General features: G+C 55.1%; 18 protein-coding genes and 1 other annotated feature. Of the genes, 12 read left to right on the forward strand and 6 right to left on the reverse strand.

What is annotated here, in order from left to right; all coding sequences use genetic code 11:
• Positions 1-20: 20 nt before the first annotated feature.
• Positions 21-350: a trp operon repressor gene (trpR, locus tag EBA31_RS02175; protein ID WP_020825132.1), complete on the forward strand. Its 330-nt coding sequence runs from the start codon at positions 21-23 to the stop codon at positions 348-350.
• Between the two features lie 21 nt (positions 351-371).
• Here trpR and yjjX read toward each other — a convergent pair whose 3' ends face one another.
• Entirely contained in the window at positions 372-911 is a 540-nt protein-coding gene (gene yjjX, locus EBA31_RS02180; protein WP_122077088.1) for an inosine/xanthosine triphosphatase, read from the reverse strand.
• Positions 912-1,022: 111 nt separating this feature from the next.
• Between yjjX and gpmB the strand changes: the two genes are divergently transcribed.
• A complete protein-coding gene (gene gpmB / locus EBA31_RS02185) occupies positions 1,023-1,670 on the forward strand; it encodes a 2,3-diphosphoglycerate-dependent phosphoglycerate mutase GpmB (RefSeq protein ID WP_122077092.1) in 648 nt (215 codons plus the stop codon).
• Here the strand turns inward: gpmB and robA are convergent.
• Entirely contained in the window at positions 1,667-2,536 is an 870-nt protein-coding gene (gene robA, locus EBA31_RS02190; RefSeq protein WP_020825135.1) for an MDR efflux pump AcrAB transcriptional activator RobA, read from the reverse strand. The genes gpmB and robA overlap by 4 nt on opposite strands.
• Positions 2,537-2,878: 342 nt before the next feature.
• Between robA and creA the strand changes: the two genes are divergently transcribed.
• Positions 2,879-3,358 carry a protein CreA gene (gene creA, locus EBA31_RS02195; protein WP_020825136.1) on the forward strand — a complete coding sequence of 160 codons (480 nt, stop codon included), beginning with the start codon at positions 2,879-2,881 and terminating at the stop codon, positions 3,356-3,358.
• A 44-nt stretch (positions 3,359-3,402) separates the two neighbouring features.
• On the opposite strand, the gene arcA is transcribed toward creA, so the two are convergent.
• Positions 3,403-4,119 (reverse strand): two-component system response regulator ArcA, encoded by a 717-nt coding sequence (arcA, locus tag EBA31_RS02200; protein WP_004949989.1) that lies wholly within the window; start codon positions 4,117-4,119, stop codon positions 3,403-3,405.
• A 633-nt stretch (positions 4,120-4,752) separates the two neighbouring features.
• On the opposite strand from arcA, the gene EBA31_RS02205 reads away from it, so the two are divergent.
• From EBA31_RS02205 to thrC, 5 genes are all read left to right on the forward strand, one after another.
• Positions 4,753-5,439: a tRNA/rRNA methyltransferase gene (locus EBA31_RS02205; protein ID WP_020825137.1), complete on the forward strand. Its 687-nt coding sequence runs from the start codon at positions 4,753-4,755 to the stop codon at positions 5,437-5,439.
• Positions 5,440-5,651: 212 nt separating this feature from the next.
• Positions 5,652-5,720 carry a thr operon leader peptide gene (thrL, locus tag EBA31_RS02210; protein WP_071998276.1) on the forward strand — a complete coding sequence of 23 codons (69 nt, stop codon included), beginning with the start codon at positions 5,652-5,654 and terminating at the stop codon, positions 5,718-5,720.
• Positions 5,659-5,777, forward strand: a sequence feature (Thr leader region). (Overlaps the previous gene by 62 nt.)
• Positions 5,778-5,802: 25 nt before the next feature.
• Positions 5,803-8,262, forward strand: a complete 2,460-nt coding sequence (gene thrA / locus EBA31_RS02215) for a bifunctional aspartate kinase/homoserine dehydrogenase I (RefSeq protein WP_122077094.1) — start codon at positions 5,803-5,805, stop codon at positions 8,260-8,262.
• A gap of 1 nt (position 8,263) precedes the next feature.
• On the forward strand, positions 8,264-9,193 hold the full coding sequence (gene thrB / locus EBA31_RS02220) for a homoserine kinase (protein ID WP_020825139.1): 930 nt from the start codon (positions 8,264-8,266) through the stop codon (positions 9,191-9,193).
• A 3-nt stretch (positions 9,194-9,196) separates the two neighbouring features.
• Positions 9,197-10,486 (forward strand): threonine synthase, encoded by a 1,290-nt coding sequence (thrC, locus tag EBA31_RS02225; RefSeq protein ID WP_020825140.1) that lies wholly within the window; start codon positions 9,197-9,199, stop codon positions 10,484-10,486.
• A 63-nt stretch (positions 10,487-10,549) separates the two neighbouring features.
• Here thrC and yaaA read toward each other — a convergent pair whose 3' ends face one another.
• Complete coding sequence (gene yaaA / locus EBA31_RS02230) at positions 10,550-11,323, reverse strand: peroxide stress protein YaaA (RefSeq protein WP_020825141.1); 774 nt, start codon at positions 11,321-11,323, stop codon at positions 10,550-10,552.
• Between the two features lie 104 nt (positions 11,324-11,427).
• On the reverse strand, positions 11,428-12,852 hold the full coding sequence (locus EBA31_RS02235) for a sodium:alanine symporter family protein (RefSeq protein WP_122077097.1): 1,425 nt from the start codon (positions 12,850-12,852) through the stop codon (positions 11,428-11,430).
• Between the two features lie 381 nt (positions 12,853-13,233).
• On the opposite strand from EBA31_RS02235, the gene tal reads away from it, so the two are divergent.
• The 3 genes from tal to EBA31_RS02250 all read left to right on the forward strand — a co-directional run bounded on the left by tal (position 13,234) and on the right by EBA31_RS02250 (position 16,356).
• Positions 13,234-14,187, forward strand: coding sequence for a transaldolase (gene tal / locus EBA31_RS02240; RefSeq protein ID WP_020825143.1), 954 nt, complete (start codon positions 13,234-13,236; stop codon positions 14,185-14,187).
• Positions 14,188-14,337: 150 nt separating this feature from the next.
• On the forward strand, positions 14,338-14,925 hold the full coding sequence (gene mog, locus EBA31_RS02245; RefSeq protein WP_020825144.1) for a molybdopterin adenylyltransferase: 588 nt from the start codon (positions 14,338-14,340) through the stop codon (positions 14,923-14,925).
• 123 nt (positions 14,926-15,048) lie between these two features.
• Positions 15,049-16,356, forward strand: coding sequence for an MFS transporter (locus EBA31_RS02250; protein WP_046374548.1), 1,308 nt, complete (start codon positions 15,049-15,051; stop codon positions 16,354-16,356).
• Positions 16,357-16,407: 51 nt separating this feature from the next.
• On the opposite strand, the gene satP is transcribed toward EBA31_RS02250, so the two are convergent.
• The gene (satP, locus tag EBA31_RS02255; RefSeq protein WP_041415204.1) at positions 16,408-17,007 is read right to left on the reverse strand and encodes an acetate uptake transporter; all 600 of its coding nucleotides are present in this window, start codon (positions 17,005-17,007) and stop codon (positions 16,408-16,410) included.
• Between the two features lie 324 nt (positions 17,008-17,331).
• Here satP and dnaK point away from each other — a divergent pair, with 324 nt between their 5' ends.
• The gene (dnaK, locus tag EBA31_RS02260) at positions 17,332-19,245 is read left to right on the forward strand and encodes a molecular chaperone DnaK (protein ID WP_020825147.1); all 1,914 of its coding nucleotides are present in this window, start codon (positions 17,332-17,334) and stop codon (positions 19,243-19,245) included.
• Positions 19,246-19,259 lie beyond the last annotated feature (14 nt).

Raw genomic sequence — 19,259 nt, forward strand, 5'->3', positions numbered from 1 at the left:
AAATAGTATGGTGGCTTGCCATGACGCAATTATCGCTTAACGACCCGGCTCTTTCAGAACAAGGCAATGAGGATTGGCTGCGCTTTGTCGCGCTGCTGCAGAATTCGTTCGCCCAGGATCTGCATCAACCGCTGCTGCAACTGCTGCTGACGCCGGACGAAAGAACGGCTTTGGGGACGCGGGTGCGGATTATTCAGGAACTGATGCGCGGTGAGATGAGCCAGCGTGAGCTGAAGAACGAGCTGGGGGCCGGTATTGCCACCATCACTCGCGGTTCGAACAGCCTGAAGGCGGCGACGCCGGCGTTGAAACAGTGGCTGGAGCAGCAATTGCTGGGCGAGGCACCTTAGTCGTGCCTCGCTCGTCAGCGCTTATTTTTGCGGCGCGATGTTATGGTTTTGGTAGATCGGGTTGTGGAAGGGCACCAGCGCCAACAGCAGAGCCTGATGGTAAACGCTGGTGCGGCTCAACCGCCCATCGGTGAAGATACCGATAGCGCCGCCCTGGCGCTTCACTTCGGCATTGCCGGTGATGGCCGCCATTTCCGTCCCCAATTCGCGGCCGGCGCGAATTCCCTGTAAAATCGTCTCCGGCAGCATCAGACTGGCTGAACGCGATTCGCCTCGGGTGTACGGGTTTTCCACCGTCATCCAGGCGAAGGTCATATTCTCTTCGATACCCGCTTCCACGCCGACCCAAAAGTCGGCCTCCGGGCGTACCTGGCGTGCTTCCATGACGCGCTGGCGTGCACCGGTACGGGTTTCGAGATTGCCGATGGGTTGCAGTGAGACACCGCTGGCGACGTCGACTGATTCAATGCGGCATTGGTCTACGCCAAAGGTGTCCTCAAAGGCCAACTGAATAGCCTTAATCTTTGCCGGGTTGGTAGTTGCAGCGACAACATGATACATAACGGGTTTAGCATCCTTAAGCTAAGAGCCTATTCAATACGTCAGACGCTTGCGCAAGCGGCCTGTGACGAAGATAAACTCAGGTTTCACGCAGTATAACGGAAAAGCAAAATGTTACAGGTATACCTCGTTCGCCACGGCGAAACGGAATGGAATGCGGCTCGCCGTATCCAGGGTCAGTCCGACAGCCCGTTAACCGCCCACGGCGAACATCAGGCTCATCTGGTTGCCCAACGCGTCAGCAAGCTCGGCATCACGCACGTGATTACCAGCGATTTGGGGCGTACCCGACGCACCGCGCAAATCATCGCAGAAGCCTGCGGTTGCGAGGTGATAAACGATCCACGTTTGCGCGAATTGCACATGGGGGTTCTGGAAGAACGCCTGATCGACAGCCTGACGCCGCAGGAAGAGCAGTGGCGCAAGCAGATGGTCGATGGTACTGCTGACGGCCGTATCCCTCAAGGTGAATCCATGAGCGAGCTGGGTGGGCGGATGCGCGAGGCGCTGGAAAGCTGCCTGATGCTGTCGGAGGGGAGCAAACCGCTGATCGTGAGCCACGGTATCGCGTTGGGTTGTTTGATCAGCACCGTACTCGGGTTACCGGCCTACGCCGAACGTCGCCTGCGTTTGCGCAACTGTTCGCTGTCGCGTGTCGACTATCAGCAGAGCCCATGGTTGGCTTCCGGCTGGATTGTCGAAACGGCGGGCGATATCACGCATCTGGACATGCCCGCACTCGACGAACTGCAACGTTAACGGCGGATCGGGATCAAATAGTCGCAGTTGATCTCGGTTGGCGGTTGGGGTGGCCGACGGTCACCCTTGGGATAAAAGCGCTCAATGTCGTGCCCTTTGCGGCGCGTGAGTTTGAGTGCCGGCAGACAAGTGCCGTACAGCGTCAGAATAAAGTCCTGCAGGCCAGAGGCTGGGCCTTCATAACTGAACATCGCATACTCGCCACCCTGCAGCGTCAGCGGCTGCCCAGCCTGAATTTCCTTCGGAACGTGATGCGGTTCCAGTGCCGTGGTGTACAGCACTTCCTGCTCGTCGTCCTTTTCCTGGCTTGGACGCGAATGATGAAGACCATACAGCACCGGCGGCAGCGTCTCCGCTTCGCCCAGGTATTGGCGCCAGAACTGTGAACGCAGCTCGGTACGGAAGTTTGAAATTTGCTCCAGCGTGCACGAATAGCTTTGCGTCAGGCCAATCAGGTGCAGTTCCGGTAGTGTGACAAACTCTGGCTGCGGCAGGGTAAAGGCGCCCAGGCGGATTGGCGGACAGATGCCGAATGCGCTCCAGTCTTCGGCGCGGCGATACAATGCCGGCGTTTGCGCAAACTGTTTTTTAAATGCGCGAGTGAATGTCTGCTGCGAGTCGAAGCGATACTGTAAGGCGATATCCAGAATAGGGCGGCTGGTTAAACGCAGCGCCACCGCAGCCTTGGATAATCTCCTTGCCCGGATATAAGCGCCGATGGCGTTACCGGTAATATCTTTGAACATCCGTTGTAGATGCCATTTTGAGTAACCCGCTTTTGCCGCCACGTTGTCCAGCGACAAGGGTTGGTCCAAATGGCTTTCCAGCCAGCTAAGCAGATCACGAATGATACCGGCTTGATCCATAGATCTTCCTCGTAGAGCTTTAGGGTCGGGACCCGAACTGTTTATTCGTCACGCTGGTGCTTGCGCTATCAGACCAATCCATGAGCCATTTTGCGTAGCACTCTTTGCCTCTCGCAGCGGGTTGTGCGGGAGTTGGACAGGGGCACACCTTAAAGGGCGCAAAGAAATAACGACGCCGCATAATAGCAATTTTTTTCCTCCGAGACTCTCAAAGATTTTTTTCACGCTCTGTGCTAAAAAGACCGGTGCAGACCGGAAAAACCCCTATTCTGTGACCTGAAACATAAACAATATTAATTGCCTGCGGCTATTTTCAGCGCCCAGGTTATTGGAGTTAAGTGAATGAAAAAAGGATGGATATTTTTGTTTGGTTTAGTTTGCGCAACGGTAAACAGCGCGCAGGCAGAACAGGTTGGGTCGGTGGATACGGTATTCAAACTCTTCGGTCCGGACCACAAAATCGTGGTGGAAGCATTCGACGATCCTGATGTTAAAAATGTAACTTGTTATATCAGCCGAGCCAAAACCGGTGGCATTAAAGGCGGGCTGGGATTGGCGGAGGATACTGCGGATGCGGCCATTTCTTGCCAGCAGGTCGGGCCGATTGCGCTGAACGATAAAATCAAAAACGGCAAGGCTGAAGGGACGGTGGTGTTCCAGAAACGAACGTCGCTGGTGTTCAAGAAGCTGCAGGTGGTACGCTTCTACGATTCAGCTCGTAATGCGTTGATTTATCTTAGCTATTCAGACCGTGTGGTGGATGGTTCACCGAAGAACGCGTTGAGCGCGGTGCCGATCATCCCTTGGGGTGAGGCAAAATAAGAGACTTGGGGTTCAACTGAACCCCAACTATTTTAACGCGAGACTTACTCTTCCAGATCGCCGCAGAAACGGTAACCTTCACCGTGAATGGTGGCGATGATTTCAGGCGTGTCCGGCGTGGATTCGAAGTGCTTGCGGATGCGACGAATGGTCACGTCCACGGTGCGGTCATGCGGTTTCAGCTCGCGACCGGTCATCTTCTTCAGCAGTTCGCCACGGGATTGGATCTTGCCCGGGTTTTCGCAGAAGTGCAGCATGGCGCGGAATTCACTGCGCGGCAATTTGTATTGCTCGCCCGCTGGGCTGATCAGTGAGCGGCTGTTGATGTCCAGCTCCCAACCGTTGAACTTATAGCTTTCAACCAGACGGCGTTCTTCGCCGACGCTGCCCAGGTTCATGGTGCGGGACAGCAGGTTGCGTGCGCGAATGGTCAGTTCACGTGGATTAAATGGCTTGGTGATATAGTCATCAGCGCCGATTTCCAATCCGAGGATCTTATCAACTTCGTTATCACGGCCGGTCAGGAACATCAGCGCAACGCTGGCCTGTTCGCGCAGTTCACGCGCCAGCAGCAGGCCATTTTTGCCTGGCAGATTGATGTCCATGATAACCAGATTGATATCATTTTCAGACAGGATGTTGTGCATCTCTGCACCATCATTGGCTTCATGAACAACGTAGCCTTCCGCCTCGAAAATGCTCTTCAGGGTGTTACGAGTGACTAACTCGTCTTCGACAATCAGAATGTGCGGGGTCTGCATATTTGCTACCTAAAATTGCCAACAAAATAGAAAATAGGAAGTACAGAAGTCTTTGTTTTCTTAGCGGAGGGCAGAGATTAGCGCTCACGTTCCCTCTTACCAAATGACTACAGTACGTAAACTCGTTCTTGATGCACTTTCCATCTCATGTCAACAAGATCGCTAGCTTGGTGGGGGTGCTATTCCTTACATCCCCAAAGGTGCCAAAACGGCGCATATCCTAACCCTATTAACAGCAATATAACAGTGCGTACCGAATTCATCACCCAACAAAACTAAGCTTTGTTGACATATATCAAATTCAATTGTAGCACGTTAACAGTTTTGTGAAAAACACTTACAGAAATGCCAGCTTAAGTCACAGAACCATAAATTCTGTGTACGATTCAGCATTGTTGTGCCTAATGAGGTAGAATTAACGGCTTATTGATAAAACAGTTATATTAACACCTTGATTAATAAGAGTAGTAAATCATAAGAAGTAATAATATGTATTCCGTGCCATTTATAAGGCCAATAGCGCATTTACCCCTGTCTATCGTGGTGCGCGGGATTATTGTTGCACACTTGTAAATATAATCAGAGTATCCTGAACAGTCAAAAACCTGCGATCCCTTATTCAGTGGAGTATTGATGCAGCTGCATATTGTTTTAGTGGCTCCGGCACGGCCGGAAAACGTCGGCGCTGCGGCGCGGGCAATGAAAACCATGGGCTTTACTTCGTTGCGCATTGTCGACAGCGAAGCGCACCTGCAGCCCGCGGCGCGTTGGGTTGCTCACGGGGCGGGAGACATCCTCGACGGCGTGCAAACTTTTGCCACGCTGGAACAGGCACTGGCGGACGTAGATTTCACCGTGGCCACCACGGCCCGCAGCCGGGCACGTTTTCATTATTACTGTACGCCGCAGCAACTGTTGGGCCAACTGAGTGAGCGCAGCCAGTGGGTGAACCAGGCGGCGCTGGTGTTTGGCCGTGAAGATTCCGGCCTGACCAATGAGGAGCTGGAACTGGCGGATTTGCTGACCGGCGTACCTATGCAGGCGGATTACCCTTCGCTCAATCTCGGTCAGGCGGTGATGGTGTACTGTTATCAACTGTCAGAGCTGATGAACGTCAGTGCGCCACAAGAGCCGGTAGCCAACGAGGGTCAACTCAAGGCATTACGTCAGCGCGCCGAGGGATTATTGGCGGCGCTGGAGGTCAGTGACGATCAAAAATTGCGCGACTGGCTGCATCAACGCCTTGGTGTTCTGCAACAGCGGGACACGGCGATGCTGCATACTTTGTTGCACGATATCGAAAAAAAACTGACAAAGTGATACCCGTAAACATGGCTAATTTTGCAGTGTGATCCACTGCAAATTTGCCGCCTGCCTGTCTTTTTGTTCTGTCATCTGGCTTTTCATCTCTCGCATCGCCCGGTTAGCCTGCTGGACGATAAATAAGCAAAAACAAGAAATAATTTGACTTGGGATAGCGATTGCTTTAACCAATAGAGGGGACAGAGTATTTAATGAGACAGACAGACAAAATGCGAAACATCAGCCTGAACACAACAATTATTACCACCACCGATACCACAGGTAACGGGGCGGGCTGACGCGTACAGGAAACAAAAGAAAAAAGCCCGCACCTAACCAGTGCGGGCTTTTTTTTCGGCTTAAATTCGGGAGAGACAAGAAATGCGAGTGCTGAAATTTGGCGGAACCTCGGTAGCGAATGCAGAACGTTTTCTGCGCGTTGCCGACATCATGGAAAGTAATGCACGTCAGGGACAGGTGGCCACGGTCTTGTCCGCTCCGGCTAAAATCACTAACCACCTGGTGGCAATGATTGAAAAAACGGTAGCGGGGCAAGACATTCTGCCAAATATGAGCGATGCAGAGCGCATCTTCGCCGACCTGCTGAGCGGACTGGCGCAGGCGTTGCCCGGCTTTGAGTACGATCGCCTCAAGACGTTTGTCGATCAGGAGTTCGCCCAGCTCAAGCAGGTGCTGCATGGCGTTGCGTTGCTTGGACAGTGCCCGGACAGCGTGAATGCGGCCATTATCTGCCGCGGCGAGAAGCTCTCCATCGCCATCATGGAAGGGGTGTTTCGCGCCAAAGGTTTCCCAGTCACGGTGATTAACCCGGTTGAAAAGCTACTGGCACAGGGGCATTACCTGGAGTCCACGGTAGATATCGCAGAATCCACATTGCGTATCGCCGCATCGGCCATCCCGGCGGATCACATTGTGCTGATGGCCGGTTTCACCGCCGGCAACGACAAGGGCGAATTGGTGGTGCTGGGCCGTAACGGTTCCGACTACTCTGCCGCGGTGCTGGCTGCCTGTTTGCGCGCCGACTGTTGCGAGATCTGGACCGACGTTGACGGCGTTTATACCTGTGACCCACGCACCGTGCCGGATGCCAGGCTGTTGAAATCGATGTCGTACCAGGAAGCCATGGAGCTTTCCTATTTCGGCGCCAGCGTTCTCCACCCCCGCACCATTGCCCCCATCGCTCAGTTCCAAATCCCCTGCCTGATCAAAAACACCGCTAATCCACAGGCACCAGGCACGCTGATTGGCGGCGAAAATCTGGATTCTGATACGCCGGTGAAGGGCATCACCAACCTGAACAATATGGCGATGATCAACGTCTCCGGTCCGGGGATGAAAGGCATGGTCGGCATGGCGGCGCGGGTATTTGCCGTAATGTCGCGCGCCGGCATCTCTGTGGTGCTGATCACCCAGTCGTCCTCTGAATACAGCATCAGTTTCTGCGTGCCGCAGAGCGAACTGCAACGTGCGCGTCGGGCGCTGGAAGACGAGTTCTATCTTGAATTGAAAGACGGTCTGCTGGAGCCGCTGGACGTAATGGAACAGTTGGCGATCATCTCGGTGGTCGGCGACGGCATGCGTACCCTGCGCGGCATTTCGGCCAGCTTCTTCTCTGCGCTGGCTCGTGCCAATATCAACATTGTCGCTATTGCTCAGGGCTCTTCTGAACGCTCCATCTCGGTGGTGGTCAGCAATGATTCCGCGACCACCGGGGTGCGCGTTTGCCATCAGATGTTGTTCAATACCGATCAGGTGATTGAAGTGTTTGTCATCGGCGTTGGTGGCGTGGGCGGCGCGTTGATCGAGCAGATTTACCGTCAGCAACCTTGGCTGAAACAAAAGCATATCGATCTGCGGGTGTGCGGCATTGCCAATTCGCGTGCCATGTTGACCAACATTCACGGCATTCAGCTTGAAAGCTGGCGTGATGAGCTGGCCGGCGCGCAAGAGCCGTTCAACCTGGGGCGTTTGATTCGTTTGGTGAAGGAGTACCACCTGCTGAACCCGGTGATTGTCGACTGCACCTCCAGCCAGGCCGTTGCCGATCAATACGCGGACTTCCTGGCGGATGGATTCCACGTGGTGACGCCGAATAAAAAGGCCAACACCTCGTCGATGAACTACTACCAACAGTTGCGCACCGCCGCGGCCGGTTCGCGCCGCAAGTTTCTGTATGACACCAACGTCGGCGCGGGCTTGCCGGTGATCGAAAACCTGCAAAACCTGCTGAACGCCGGTGATGAGCTGACGCGTTTCTCCGGCATCCTGTCCGGTTCGCTGTCGTTTATTTTCGGCAAACTGGACGAGGGCATGTCGCTGTCGGCGGCGACCCTGGAGGCCAAGGCCAAAGGATATACCGAGCCGGATCCACGTGACGACCTTTCCGGTATGGACGTGGCCCGCAAGCTGCTGATCCTGGCCCGTGAAGCGGGGTACAAACTGGAACTGGAAGATATTGAGGTCGAGTCGGCGCTGCCGCCTTCCTTTGACGCCTCCGGGGATGTGGAAACCTTTATGGCGCGCCTGCCGGAACTGGATAAAGAGTATGCTCGCAATGTGGCCAACGCCGCTGAGCAGGGCAAGGTGCTGCGCTACGTCGGCGTCATTGAAAATGGCCGCTGTCAGGTTCGCATAGATGCGGTAGATGGCAACGATCCGTTGTATAAAGTGAAGAACGGCGAGAACGCCTTGGCTTTCTACAGCCGTTACTATCAGCCGTTGCCGTTGGTACTGCGTGGCTACGGTGCCGGTAACGATGTGACTGCAGCAGGGGTCTTCGCCGATCTGTTGCGCACACTGTCATGGAAGTTGGGAGTTTAATATGGTTAAGGTGTATGCGCCGGCCTCAATTGGCAACGTAAGCGTCGGCTTTGACGTTCTGGGTGCAGCGGTGTCACCGATCGACGGTACCTTGCTGGGCGACTGCGTCAGCGTCGAGGCTGCCGCCACGTTCAGCCTGCAGAACGCCGGTCGCTTCGTCAGCAAACTGCCGGACGATCCAAAAGAGAATATCGTTTATCAGTGCTGGCAGCGTTTCTGTCAGGAGATCGGCCGTGAGATCCCGGTGGCGATGCGGCTGGAGAAAAACATGCCGATCGGTTCAGGATTGGGTTCCAGCGCCTGCTCGGTGGTTGCCGGGCTGATGGCGATGAATGAATTCTGCAACCGTCCGCTGGATAAAATGACCCTGCTGAGCCTGATGGGCGAGCTGGAAGGCCGCATCTCCGGCAGCGTGCATTACGACAACGTGGCGCCTTGCTACCTTGGCGGCTTGCAACTGATGCTGGAAGAAGAAGGCTTCATCAGCCAGGAAGTGCCATGCTTTAAAGACTGGCTGTGGGTGATGGCCTATCCGGGCATCAAGGTGTCCACCGCCGAAGCGCGCGCGATTTTACCCGCGCAGTATCGTCGTCAGGACTGTGTCAGTCACGGTCGCTATCTGGCGGGCTTTATTCATGCCTGCCACACCCAACAGCCGCGTTTGGCCGCCAAACTGATGCAGGACGTGATTGCCGAGCCGTACCGCACCCGCCTGCTGCCGGGCTTTGCCGATGCGCGTAAAGCTGCGCAGGATATAGGTGCGCTGGCTTGCGGTATTTCCGGCTCCGGCCCGACGCTGTTCGCCGTCTGTGATGATGGCGCTACGGCTCAACGCATGGCCGATTGGCTGACTAATCACTATCTGCAAAACGACGAAGGTTTTGTTCATATTTGCCGTCTGGATACCGCAGGCGCACGACTACTGGGATAACGCATGAAACTGTACAACCTTAAGGATCACAACGAGCAGGTCAGCTTCGCGCAGGCGATCAAACAAGGCCTGGGCAAACAGCAAGGGCTGTTTTTCCCGCTGGAACTGCCGGAATTTGAATTGACCGAAATCGATCATCTGCTGGAGCAGGATTTTGTCACCCGCAGCAGCCGCATCCTGTCGGCGTTTATTGGCGATGAAGTTTCCGAAGAGGCTCTGCATAAGCGCGTAGCGGCGGCCTTTGAATTCCCGGCACCGGTGGCGCAAGTGGAAGACGACATCGCGTGCCTGGAGCTGTTCCACGGCCCGACGCTGGCGTTCAAAGACTTCGGCGGCCGCTTTATGGCGCAAATGCTGGCGGAAGTGGCAGGCGATCAGCCGGTGACTATCCTGACGGCGACTTCCGGCGATACCGGCGCGGCGGTGGCACATGCTTTCTACGGCCTGAAGAATGTTCGCGTGGTGATCCTTTACCCGCAGGGCAAAATCAGCCCGCTGCAGGAAAAACTGTTCTGCACCCTGGGCGGTAACATTCACACCGTGGCGATTGATGGCGACTTCGATGCTTGCCAGGCCCTGGTCAAGCAGGCGTTTGACGATCAGGAGCTGAAAGAAGCGCTGCACCTGAACTCGGCCAACTCGATCAATATCAGCCGCCTGCTGGCGCAGATTTGCTACTACTTCGAAGCGGTAGCGCAACTGCCGCAGGAAGCACGTAATCAACTGGTGATTTCGGTACCCAGCGGTAACTTCGGCGATCTGACCGCCGGCTTGTTGGCCAAATCACTGGGCCTGCCGGTGAAGCGTTTTATCGCCGCGACCAATGCCAACGATACTGTGCCGCGCTTCCTGACGAATGGTCAGTGGCAGCCACACGCCACGGTGGCAACGTTGTCGAATGCGATGGACGTCAGCCAGCCGAATAACTGGCCGCGCGTAGAAGAGCTGTTCCGTCGCAAGATCTGGCAGTTGAAAGAACTGGGGCACGCAACGGTGAGTGACGAAACCACCAAGGACAGCATGCGTGAGCTGGCGCAACTGGGCTACCTTTCTGAGCCGCATGCGGCAATCGCTTATCGCGCGTTGCGTGACCAATTGAAGGAAGGGGAGTTTGGCTTGTTCCTCGGTACTGCGCATCCGGCCAAGTTCAAAGAGAGCGTAGAGGAAATTCTCGGTCAGGAGCTGCCACTGCCCAAGGCGCTGGCGCTGCGCGCCGATTTGCCGCTGTTGTCCCACAATCTGCCGGCCAGCTTTGGCGAACTGCGTAAGTTCCTGATGGCCTTGCCTGCCTGATCCCGCTGGAGGCATAAAGCGAAAAGCCGTCATTGCGACGGCTTTTTTTATGGGCGTGGCGGATTACTGCTCGGGGCGTTTGAACACCAGTTCGTTGCCTTTGGAGTCGGCTTCATCGAAGGCGTAACCTTCCAGGTTGAAACCAAGCAGTTGTTCGCGCTGCGTCAGGCGATTCTTGATGATATAGCGGCTCATCAATCCACGCGCCTTCTTGGCGTAGAAGCTGATCACTTTGTATTTGCCGTTCTTTTCGTCGAGGAACACCGGTTTAATCAGCGTGCCGTGCAGTTTGGCCGGCTTCACCGATTTGAAGTATTCATCGGAAGCCAGGTTGACCACCACGTCGTCGCCCTGTTGCTCCAGCGCTTCGTTAAGCTTTTTGGTGATCTGCTCGCCCCAGAAGCTGTACAAATCCTTGCCCTTGGCGTTCTCCAGTTTGATGCCCATCTCGAGACGGTAAGGCATCATCAGATCGAGCGGGCGCAGCACGCCGTACAACCCGGACAGCATGCGCAGATGCTGCTGGGCAAAGTCAAAATCGCCCTCGCTGAAGTCCTGTGCGTGCAAACCGGTATAGACGTCGCCTTTGAAAGCCAGCAGGGCCTGGCGAGCATTGTCTGGGGTGAACTTTGGCTGCCAGTCGCCAAAGCGAGCGGCGTTCAACCCGGCCAGTTTGTCGCTGATGCCCATCAGTTTGGAGATTTGTACCGGCGTCAGCTCGCGGCAGATTTTGATCAGCTGCTTAGATTTGTCCAGCAGTTCCGGCTGAGTGAAGCGTTCTGTCGCCAATGGGCTTTCGTAATCAAGGGTTTTTGCAGGTGAAATAATAACGAGCATGGCCAGATCCTGTTTATCCAAGAAGGGGTACTGTAGCAAAAAGCGCGGGAAAAAGGGTCAATGGGTCTGATAGGCAGGGCGCGAGCCAGACGCGCCCGTAAAACTCAGTTTTTATCCCATACGCCGGGTTCCAACTGAGATTTCAGTTCAGGGAAGCGGTTGGCGTCGAAAGTCGGCAATTTGCCCAGCGTACGCTGGCGGTGATAATCGTCGGCCAGTTTCAGCGCCACTTTTGACAGTAGCAGGATCGCCGTCAGGTTGGTGATGGCCATTAACGCCATTGAGGTGTCAGCCATTTTCCAGACAACCGGCAATTCAGCCAGCGCACCAAACATCACCATGCCCAGTGCGGCGCAGCGGAAAACCAGCAGGCCGGCCGGGTGGTTGCGCTCGAGGAACACCAGATTACTTTCGGCGTAGGCATAGTTGGCGATGATCGAGGTAAAGGCGAAAAAGAAAATGGCGATGGCGACAAAGGGGGAGCCCCAGCTGCCGACGGCGGCGGACAAGGCTCGCTGAGTCATGTCGATACCGCTGACATTGGCTACCGGCTGATCCAGTACGCCGGACGACAGGATGATCGCGGCGGTCGCGCTGCAAATCACGATGGTATCGATAAAGACACCGAGCATCTGCACGTAGCCCTGAGACGCAGGGTGCGGCGGGTAAGGGGAGGCGGAAGCCGCCGCGTTGGGCGCGGAACCCATACCGGCCTCGTTGGAAAACAGGCCACGCTGAACGCCCTGGGTCATTGCCTGCGAAATACCATAGCCGACGGCACCTGCCGCCGCTTCCTGCAGCCCGAAGGCGCTCTTGAACACCAGCGACAAGATTGCCGGCATATGCTCGATATTCTGGCCAATCACCCAGAATGCCAGTAGTAGATAAGCCGCAGCCATCAGTGGCACCACCCATTCAGCCACGCGGGCAACCGAGCGGATACCGCCGAAGATGACCAGACCGCTCAGTACGACCAGACCGATACCGATATACAGAGGCTTCACGTTGAAGGCAACGGCGGAGGCCTGGGCAATGGAATTGGCCTGCACGGCATTGAACACTAATCCGAAGGCTACGATCAGGAAGATGGAGAACAGTACGCCCATCCAGCGCATGCCCAGCCCTTTTTCCATATAGTAAGCTGGCCCGCCGCGGAAGTTACCCTGATCGTCTTTGGTTTTGTAGAGCTGCGCCAGGCTGCTTTCGACAAAGGAAGTGGCCATGCCGATGAACGCCACCACCCACATCCAAAAGATGGCCCCGGGGCCGCCTGCGGTAAGGGCGATGGCTACGCCTGTCAGGTTACCGGTGCCTACGCGTGCGGCGAGGGTGGTACATAAAGCTTGAAAAGAGGAGATGCCCGCGCTGTCGCTTTTGTTGCTGTGCTTGAGCACCGAGAACATATGGCTGAAATGGCGGACCTGGATAAAGCGGGTACGCAGGGTAAAATAAATGCCTGCGCCAAGCAGTAAATAAATCAGTACCGAACCCCACAAAATATTATTTATAAAATTCATCAGGTCCGTCACGGATCCCTCCTTGTTGTTATTTTTTGTGCACCGCGCCGCATCCACCGCGGGTGAAGATATATTGATTGAATTTTTACAAGAGCTTAGCTGAAACCAGTCGGGTTCTGAGCAATTGAGATTTTTCTCAGATCACTGGCCCTATTGCATCAATTTTCGCGAATTTAACATAATTTATTCAATCGATAGCACGTTATTGCCTTTTCTTCAGCTCGGGAATGACGAAAGATACGAGCGTAAACGGTTGCTCGCTCAAGGATAAAACCAGCGCCGCCGGGCCGCGATTTTCCAGCCTTGCACCGGGCCTTGCGCATGTTATTATCAGGGCAGGGCATGGTTGAACGATGCCAAAAGTTCATGCACAAACGATGAGATAATGCCAACATGACCGATAAATTAACTTCCCTGCGCCAACTCACTACCGTGGTTGCAGATACGGGCGATATCGCGGCAATGAAGCTGTATCAACCGCAAGATGCTACAACCAACCCTTCGCTGATCCTCAATGCAGCCCAAATTCCTGAATACCGCAAACTGATTGACGAAGCCATTGCCTGGGCGCGTGAGCAGAGCAGCGATCGCGAACAGCAGATCGCCGACGCCGCCGACAAGCTGGCCGTCAACATCGGTCTGGAAATCCTTAAGCTGGTTCCTGGCCGTATCTCTACCGAAGTGGACGCACGTCTGTCCTACGATACCGTGGCCAGCGTTGCCAAGGCCAAACGCCTGATCAAGCTGTACAACGATGCCGGCATCAGTAACGACCGCATCCTGATCAAACTGGCTTCTACCTGGCAGGGCATCCGCGCGGCAGAGCAGTTGGAGAAAGAAGGCATCAACTGTAACCTGACGCTGCTGTTCTCCTTCGCTCAGGCGCGTGCCTGTGCCGAAGCTGGCGTGTACCTGATCTCTCCGTTTGTTGGTCGTATCCTCGACTGGTACAAAGCCAACGGCGACAAGAAAGAGTTCGCGCCAAACGAAGATCCAGGTGTGGTTTCCGTTACCGAGATCTACCAGTATTACAAAGAGCACGGTTACAAAACCGTGGTGATGGGCGCCAGCTTCCGTAACGTCGGTGAAATCATCGAACTGGCTGGCTGTGACCGTCTGACCATCGCCCCTGCACTGCTGAAAGAGCTGGCAGAGAGCGAAGGTTCCCTGGAGCGTAAACTGGCTTACACCGGCGAAGTGAAAGCGCGTCCTGCGGCGCTGACCGAGCCTGAGTTCTACTGGCAGCACAACCAGGATCCAATGGCGGTTGAGAAACTGACCGACGGTATCCGCAAGTTTGCCGTAGACCAGGGCAAGCTGGAAAAAATGATCGCCGATCTGCTGTAATTCAGGCAGTCAGCGCAGAAAAAGGTGGCTTAGGCCGCCTTTTTTTATGCCCGCAGATCCCCGGCGCGGGCAGACACCTTATACTCTCGGGATGAATAACAGGGCGGGAAGCGAACCCGCTCGAACCCCATTAGGCTGTAGAGGTTACGCATGGACATATTACGTATTGGTTTGGTTTCAGTTTCTGACCGCGCTTCCGGCGGCGTTTACCAGGACAAAGGCATACCGGCTTTGGAAGCGTGGCTGACCGACGCGCTGGCCACGCCGTTCAAACTGGAAACCCGCCTGATCCCCGATGAGCAAACGTTAATCGAGCAAACCCTGTGTGAGCTGGTGGATGAAATGGGCTGCCATCTGGTGCTGACGACCGGCGGTACCGGGCCGGCGCGACGTGACGTGACCCCAGACGCCACGCTGGCGATCGCCGATCGCGTGATGCCTGGCTTCGGCGAGCAAATGCGTCAAATCAGCCTACACTATGTGCCAACGGCAATTCTTTCACGCCAGGTGGGGGCAATCCGCAAGCAGGCGCTGATCATCAACCTGCCGGGACAACCGAAGTCAATCAAGGAAACGCTGGAAGGGGTCAAGGACGAACAGGGCAAGGTGGTGGTGCATGGTATCTTCGCCAGCGTGCCGTACTGCATTCAGTTGCTCGAGGGGCCTTATGTGGAAACTCAGGCCGAAGTGGTAGCAGCATTTAGGCCGAAGAATGCGCGTCGCGAGATAAACCTCTAAATTTCAGCGTTATGTGAGATAAGCCCCAAGCGTTCTGGTGTGAAAATATTTTGCCGTTATAGTAAGGATTCGTTTACAGAAGCCGCTGGCTTTTATTTTAACAGTCTCCTCTGACGGTACCCTATGCCTCACGATAATAATCGCCGGTTAAACCGGCAAGACTACAAAACTCTGACATTAGCTGCCCTGGGCGGAGCGCTGGAGTTCTACGACTTCATCATTTTCGTCTTCTTTGCTGCGGTGATGGGCGAACTCTTCTTCCCGGCGGATATGCCTGAATGGCTGCGTCAGGTGCAAACCTTCGGCATCTTTGCCGCCGGTTACCTGGCCCGCCCGTTGGGCGGCATCGTCATGGCACACTTCGGCGATTTGGTCGGCCGTAAGAAGATGTTCAGCCTGAGCATTCTGCTGATGGCGCTACCGACGCTGGGCATGGGCCTGTTACCGACCTACGCCAGCATAGGTATTGCCGCGCCACTCTTGCTGCTGCTGATGCGCGTGCTGCAGGGTGCAGCGATTGGTGGTGAAGTGCCGGGGGCCTGGGTGTTTGTTGCCGAACACGTGCCGCGCCGCCGCATTGGTTTTGCCTGCGGTACCCTGACCGCCGGTCTGACGGTCGGTATCTTGCTGGGCTCGTTGGTGGCGACGGTGATCAACACTACGCTCAGCCAACAGACCATCGCCGAGGGGGGCTGGCGCATTCCTTTCCTGCTGGGCGGCATTTTCGGCCTGGTGGCGATGTACCTGCGCCGCTGGTTGCAGGAAACGCCAATTTTCATCGAGATGCAGGCGCGCAAAGCCCTGGCGGAGGAGCTGCCGCTGAAATCTGTGGTGCTTAACCATCGCAAGGAAGTGGTGGTGTCGATGCTGCTGACCTGGCTGCTGTCCGCCGGTATCGTGGTGGTGATCCTGATGACCCCGACTTACTTGCAAAAGCAATTTGGCATTGCCCCGGCGCTGTCGCTGCAGGCGAACAGCATTGCCACCATCATGCTGATTGCCGGCTGCATTACCGCCGGTTTGGCGGCGGATCGTTTCGGTGCCAGCAAGACCTTTATCGTTGGCAGTTTGCTGTTGGCCGGCTGCAGTTGGCTATTTTATCGGACGGTGGGAGAACACCCGGAAATGCTGTTCGCCTGCTATGCGCTGGTAGGCTTCAGCGTGGGCGTGGTGGGCGCTGTACCCTATGTGATGGTGCGGGCTTTCCCGGCGGAAGTGCGATTTACCGGTATTTCGTTCTCATATAATGTCGCATACGCTATTTTTGGGGGTTTAACCCCAATATTTGTGACGTTGATCATGAAGTTAACCCCGTTAGCACCCGCTTACTACGTATTGGCGTTGTCGGGGATAGGACTGCTGCTGGGGATTTACCTCCATCGCGATCTGAACAGCGAAACCAAGGCGCAACGCGCCGGTTCTTACAGCTAAAAAAAAGCCCTGCAATCAACCGCAGGGCTTTTCATTTCAGGTCAATGACGCTTATGCCACTGCCCGGATAGGTTCTACATTGTTGACGCTGGGTTCGCCAATCGGCAGCACCGTACGGCCAAACTGCTCGTTGAGCACTTCCGCCATAGCCAGGTAGATGGCGCTGGCGCCGCAGATGATGCCTTCGTAGCCGGCAAATTTCAGCAGCGCAGGGTTGCCGGTGATGTTACCGACGGCCAGCAGGGCGAACAGCAGCGTCAGGCTGCCGAACACGAACTGCAGCACGCGGTTGGCGCGCAGAGTGCCGAAGAACATGAACAGGGTGAAGACGCCCCACAGTGCCAGATAGATCCCCAGCACGCTGGCGTCGGTTGGTTCAGCCAGGCCCAGGCGTGGCAGCAGCAGCAGCCCGACCAGGCTCAGCCAGAAGCTGCCGTAAGAGATAAAGGCCGTCATGCCGAAGGTATTGCCTTTCTTGTATTCCAGCAGGCCAGCCATAATCTGGGCCAGTCCACCGAAGAAAATCCCCATGCTGATGATGGAAGAGTTCAATGGGAAAAAGCCCGCGTTGTGCAGGTTCAGCAAGACGGTGGTCATCCCGAAGCCCATCAGGCCGAGAGGGCCGGGATTCGCCAACTTGTTGGTGTGCATATGTCCTCTGCGATAACAGAATTTTAACGAAAATGGATAGGTAAATTCATAAATGGTCTGAATGGCCGAAAAACCTATAACTTCCATCAGAGCGCGCGGCATCATAATGATCCCCAGAACAGGAAACAATGATCTGAGTGACGATAAAAACGAATTTTTTTTTGCCCTGCCCCTTGATGCTGGATTGTATGGCCCCATCTTATTTGCAACCGCAGTTGCTGACCGCGGGTAAGTCTGAAATGTCGGGCAGTTGAAAAGCAAAAATTCGCCCGCATATAGGTTAGCAACCTGACCGAATATGAATTTATTAGTGGAGACGTTTAGATGGGCAAAATCATTGGTATCGACCTGGGTACGACCAACTCTTGTGTAGCAATTATGGATGGTGGTAAAGCGCGCGTGCTGGAGAACAGCGAAGGCGATCGTACTACACCTTCGATCATCGCATATACCCAGGATGGTGAAATTCTGGTTGGCCAGCCTGCTAAGCGTCAGGCTGTTACTAACCCACAAAACACCCTGTTTGCGATCAAGCGCCTGATTGGCCGTCGCTTCCAGGATGAAGAAGCACAGCGTGATAAAGACATCATGCCGTACAAAATTGTGGCTGCTGATAACGGCGACGCATGGGTAGAAGTGAAAGGCCAGCGTGTGGCACCACCGCAGATCTCTGCAGAAGTGCTGAAGAAAATGAAGAAAACGGCGGAAGATTACCTGGGTGAACCGGTAACTGAAGCGGTTATCACCGTACCTGCATACTTCAACGACGCACAGCGTCAGGCGACCAAAGACGCCGGCCGTATCGCAGGTCTGGAAGTAAAACGTATCATCAACGAACCGACGGCTGCGGCCCTGGCTTACGGCCTGGACAAAGAAGTCGGCAACCGTACCATCGCGGTTTATGACCTGGGTGGCGGTACTTTCGATATCTCTATTATCGAAATCGACGAAGTTGACGGCGAAAAAACCTTCGAAGTTCTGGCAACCAACGGTGATACCCACCTGGGTGGTGAAGACTTCGACAGCCGCCTGATCAACTATCTGGTGGAAGAGTTCAAGAAAGAACAAGGTTTCGACCTGCGCAACGATCCGTTGGCGATGCAGCGTCTGAAAGAAGCCGCTGAGAAAGCGAAGATTGAACTGTCTTCCGCTCAGCAGACCGACGTAAACCTGCCGTACATTACTGCAGATGCGAGCGGTCCAAAACACATGAACATCAAAGTGACCCGTGCAAAACTCGAGTCGCTGGTAGAAGATCTGGTTGCGCGTTCTATCGAGCCGCTGAAAGTCGCTCTGAAAGACGCAGGCCTGTCGGTTTCCGACATTCAGGACGTGATCCTGGTGGGCGGCCAGACTCGTATGCCAATGGTTCAGAAGAAAGTCGCTGACTTCTTCGGTAAAGAACCACGTAAAGACGTTAACCCGGACGAAGCCGTTGCGGTGGGTGCTGCGGTACAGGGCGGCGTGTTGGCCGGTGATGTGAAGGACGTTCTGCTGCTGGACGTTACCCCGCTGTCGCTGGGTATCGAAACCATGGGCAGCGTGATGACTCCGTTGATCACCAAAAACACCACCATCCCGACCAAGCACAGCCAGGTGTTCTCTACCGCTGAAGACAACCAGTCTGCGGTAACCATCCACGTGCTGCAGGGTGAGCGTAAACGCGCTAACGATAACAAGTCACTGGGCCAGTTCAATCTGGACGGCATCCAGGCGGCTCCACGCGGTATGGCGCAAATCGAAGTGACCTTCGACATCGACGCCGACGGTATTCTGCACGTGTCTGCCAAAGACAAGAATACCGGCCGTGAGCAGAAGATCACCATCAAGGCTTCTTCTGGTCTGAACGAAGAAGAAATCCAGAAAATGGTGCGCGATGCTGAAGTGAACGCCGAAGCTGACCGTAAGTTCGAAGAGCTGGTGCAGACCCGTAACCAGGCCGACCACCTGATCCACGGTACCCGTAAGCAGTTGGAAGAAGCGGGCGACAAACTGCCGGCGGAAGACAAAACGGCTATCGAAGCGGCGCTGAAAGATCTGGAAGTTGCGGTTAAAGGCGAAGATAAAGCCGAGATCGAAGCTAAGACCCAGGCTCTGGTGCAGGTTTCCGGCAAGCTGCTGGAAATGGCCCAGGCGCAGCAGGCTCAGCAAGGTGCTGATGCCGGTGCTGACAACGCGGCGCAGAAAGATGACGACGTGGTTGACGCTGAGTTCGAAGAAGTTAAAGACAAAAAATAATCGCCCTTAAGCGG

Origin of the sequence: Serratia sp. P2ACOL2 (assembly GCF_003691565.1) — a bacterium.
Lineage (GTDB): Bacteria > Pseudomonadota > Gammaproteobacteria > Enterobacterales > Enterobacteriaceae > Serratia > Serratia liquefaciens.

Bases quoted from the DNA above. Each gene is read 5' to 3' on its own strand.
- trpR (WP_020825132.1), top strand. From the start codon at position 21: ATGACGCAATTATCGCTTAACGACCCGGCTCTTTCAGAACAAGGCAAT.
- yjjX (WP_122077088.1), bottom strand. From the start codon at position 911: ATGTATCATGTTGTCGCTGCAACTACCAACCCGGCAAAGATTAAGGCT.
- gpmB (WP_122077092.1), top strand. From the start codon at position 1,023: ATGTTACAGGTATACCTCGTTCGCCACGGCGAAACGGAATGGAATGCG.
- robA (WP_020825135.1), bottom strand. From the start codon at position 2,536: ATGGATCAAGCCGGTATCATTCGTGATCTGCTTAGCTGGCTGGAAAGC.
- creA (WP_020825136.1), top strand. From the start codon at position 2,879: ATGAAAAAAGGATGGATATTTTTGTTTGGTTTAGTTTGCGCAACGGTA.
- arcA (WP_004949989.1), bottom strand. From the start codon at position 4,119: ATGCAGACCCCGCACATTCTGATTGTCGAAGACGAGTTAGTCACTCGT.
- EBA31_RS02205 (WP_020825137.1), top strand. From the start codon at position 4,753: ATGCAGCTGCATATTGTTTTAGTGGCTCCGGCACGGCCGGAAAACGTC.
- thrA (WP_122077094.1), top strand. From the start codon at position 5,803: ATGCGAGTGCTGAAATTTGGCGGAACCTCGGTAGCGAATGCAGAACGT.
- thrB (WP_020825139.1), top strand. From the start codon at position 8,264: ATGGTTAAGGTGTATGCGCCGGCCTCAATTGGCAACGTAAGCGTCGGC.
- thrC (WP_020825140.1), top strand. From the start codon at position 9,197: ATGAAACTGTACAACCTTAAGGATCACAACGAGCAGGTCAGCTTCGCG.
- yaaA (WP_020825141.1), bottom strand. From the start codon at position 11,323: ATGCTCGTTATTATTTCACCTGCAAAAACCCTTGATTACGAAAGCCCA.
- tal (WP_020825143.1), top strand. From the start codon at position 13,234: ATGACCGATAAATTAACTTCCCTGCGCCAACTCACTACCGTGGTTGCA.
- mog (WP_020825144.1), top strand. From the start codon at position 14,338: ATGGACATATTACGTATTGGTTTGGTTTCAGTTTCTGACCGCGCTTCC.
- EBA31_RS02250 (WP_046374548.1), top strand. From the start codon at position 15,049: ATGCCTCACGATAATAATCGCCGGTTAAACCGGCAAGACTACAAAACT.
- satP (WP_041415204.1), bottom strand. From the start codon at position 17,007: ATGCACACCAACAAGTTGGCGAATCCCGGCCCTCTCGGCCTGATGGGC.
- dnaK (WP_020825147.1), top strand. From the start codon at position 17,332: ATGGGCAAAATCATTGGTATCGACCTGGGTACGACCAACTCTTGTGTA.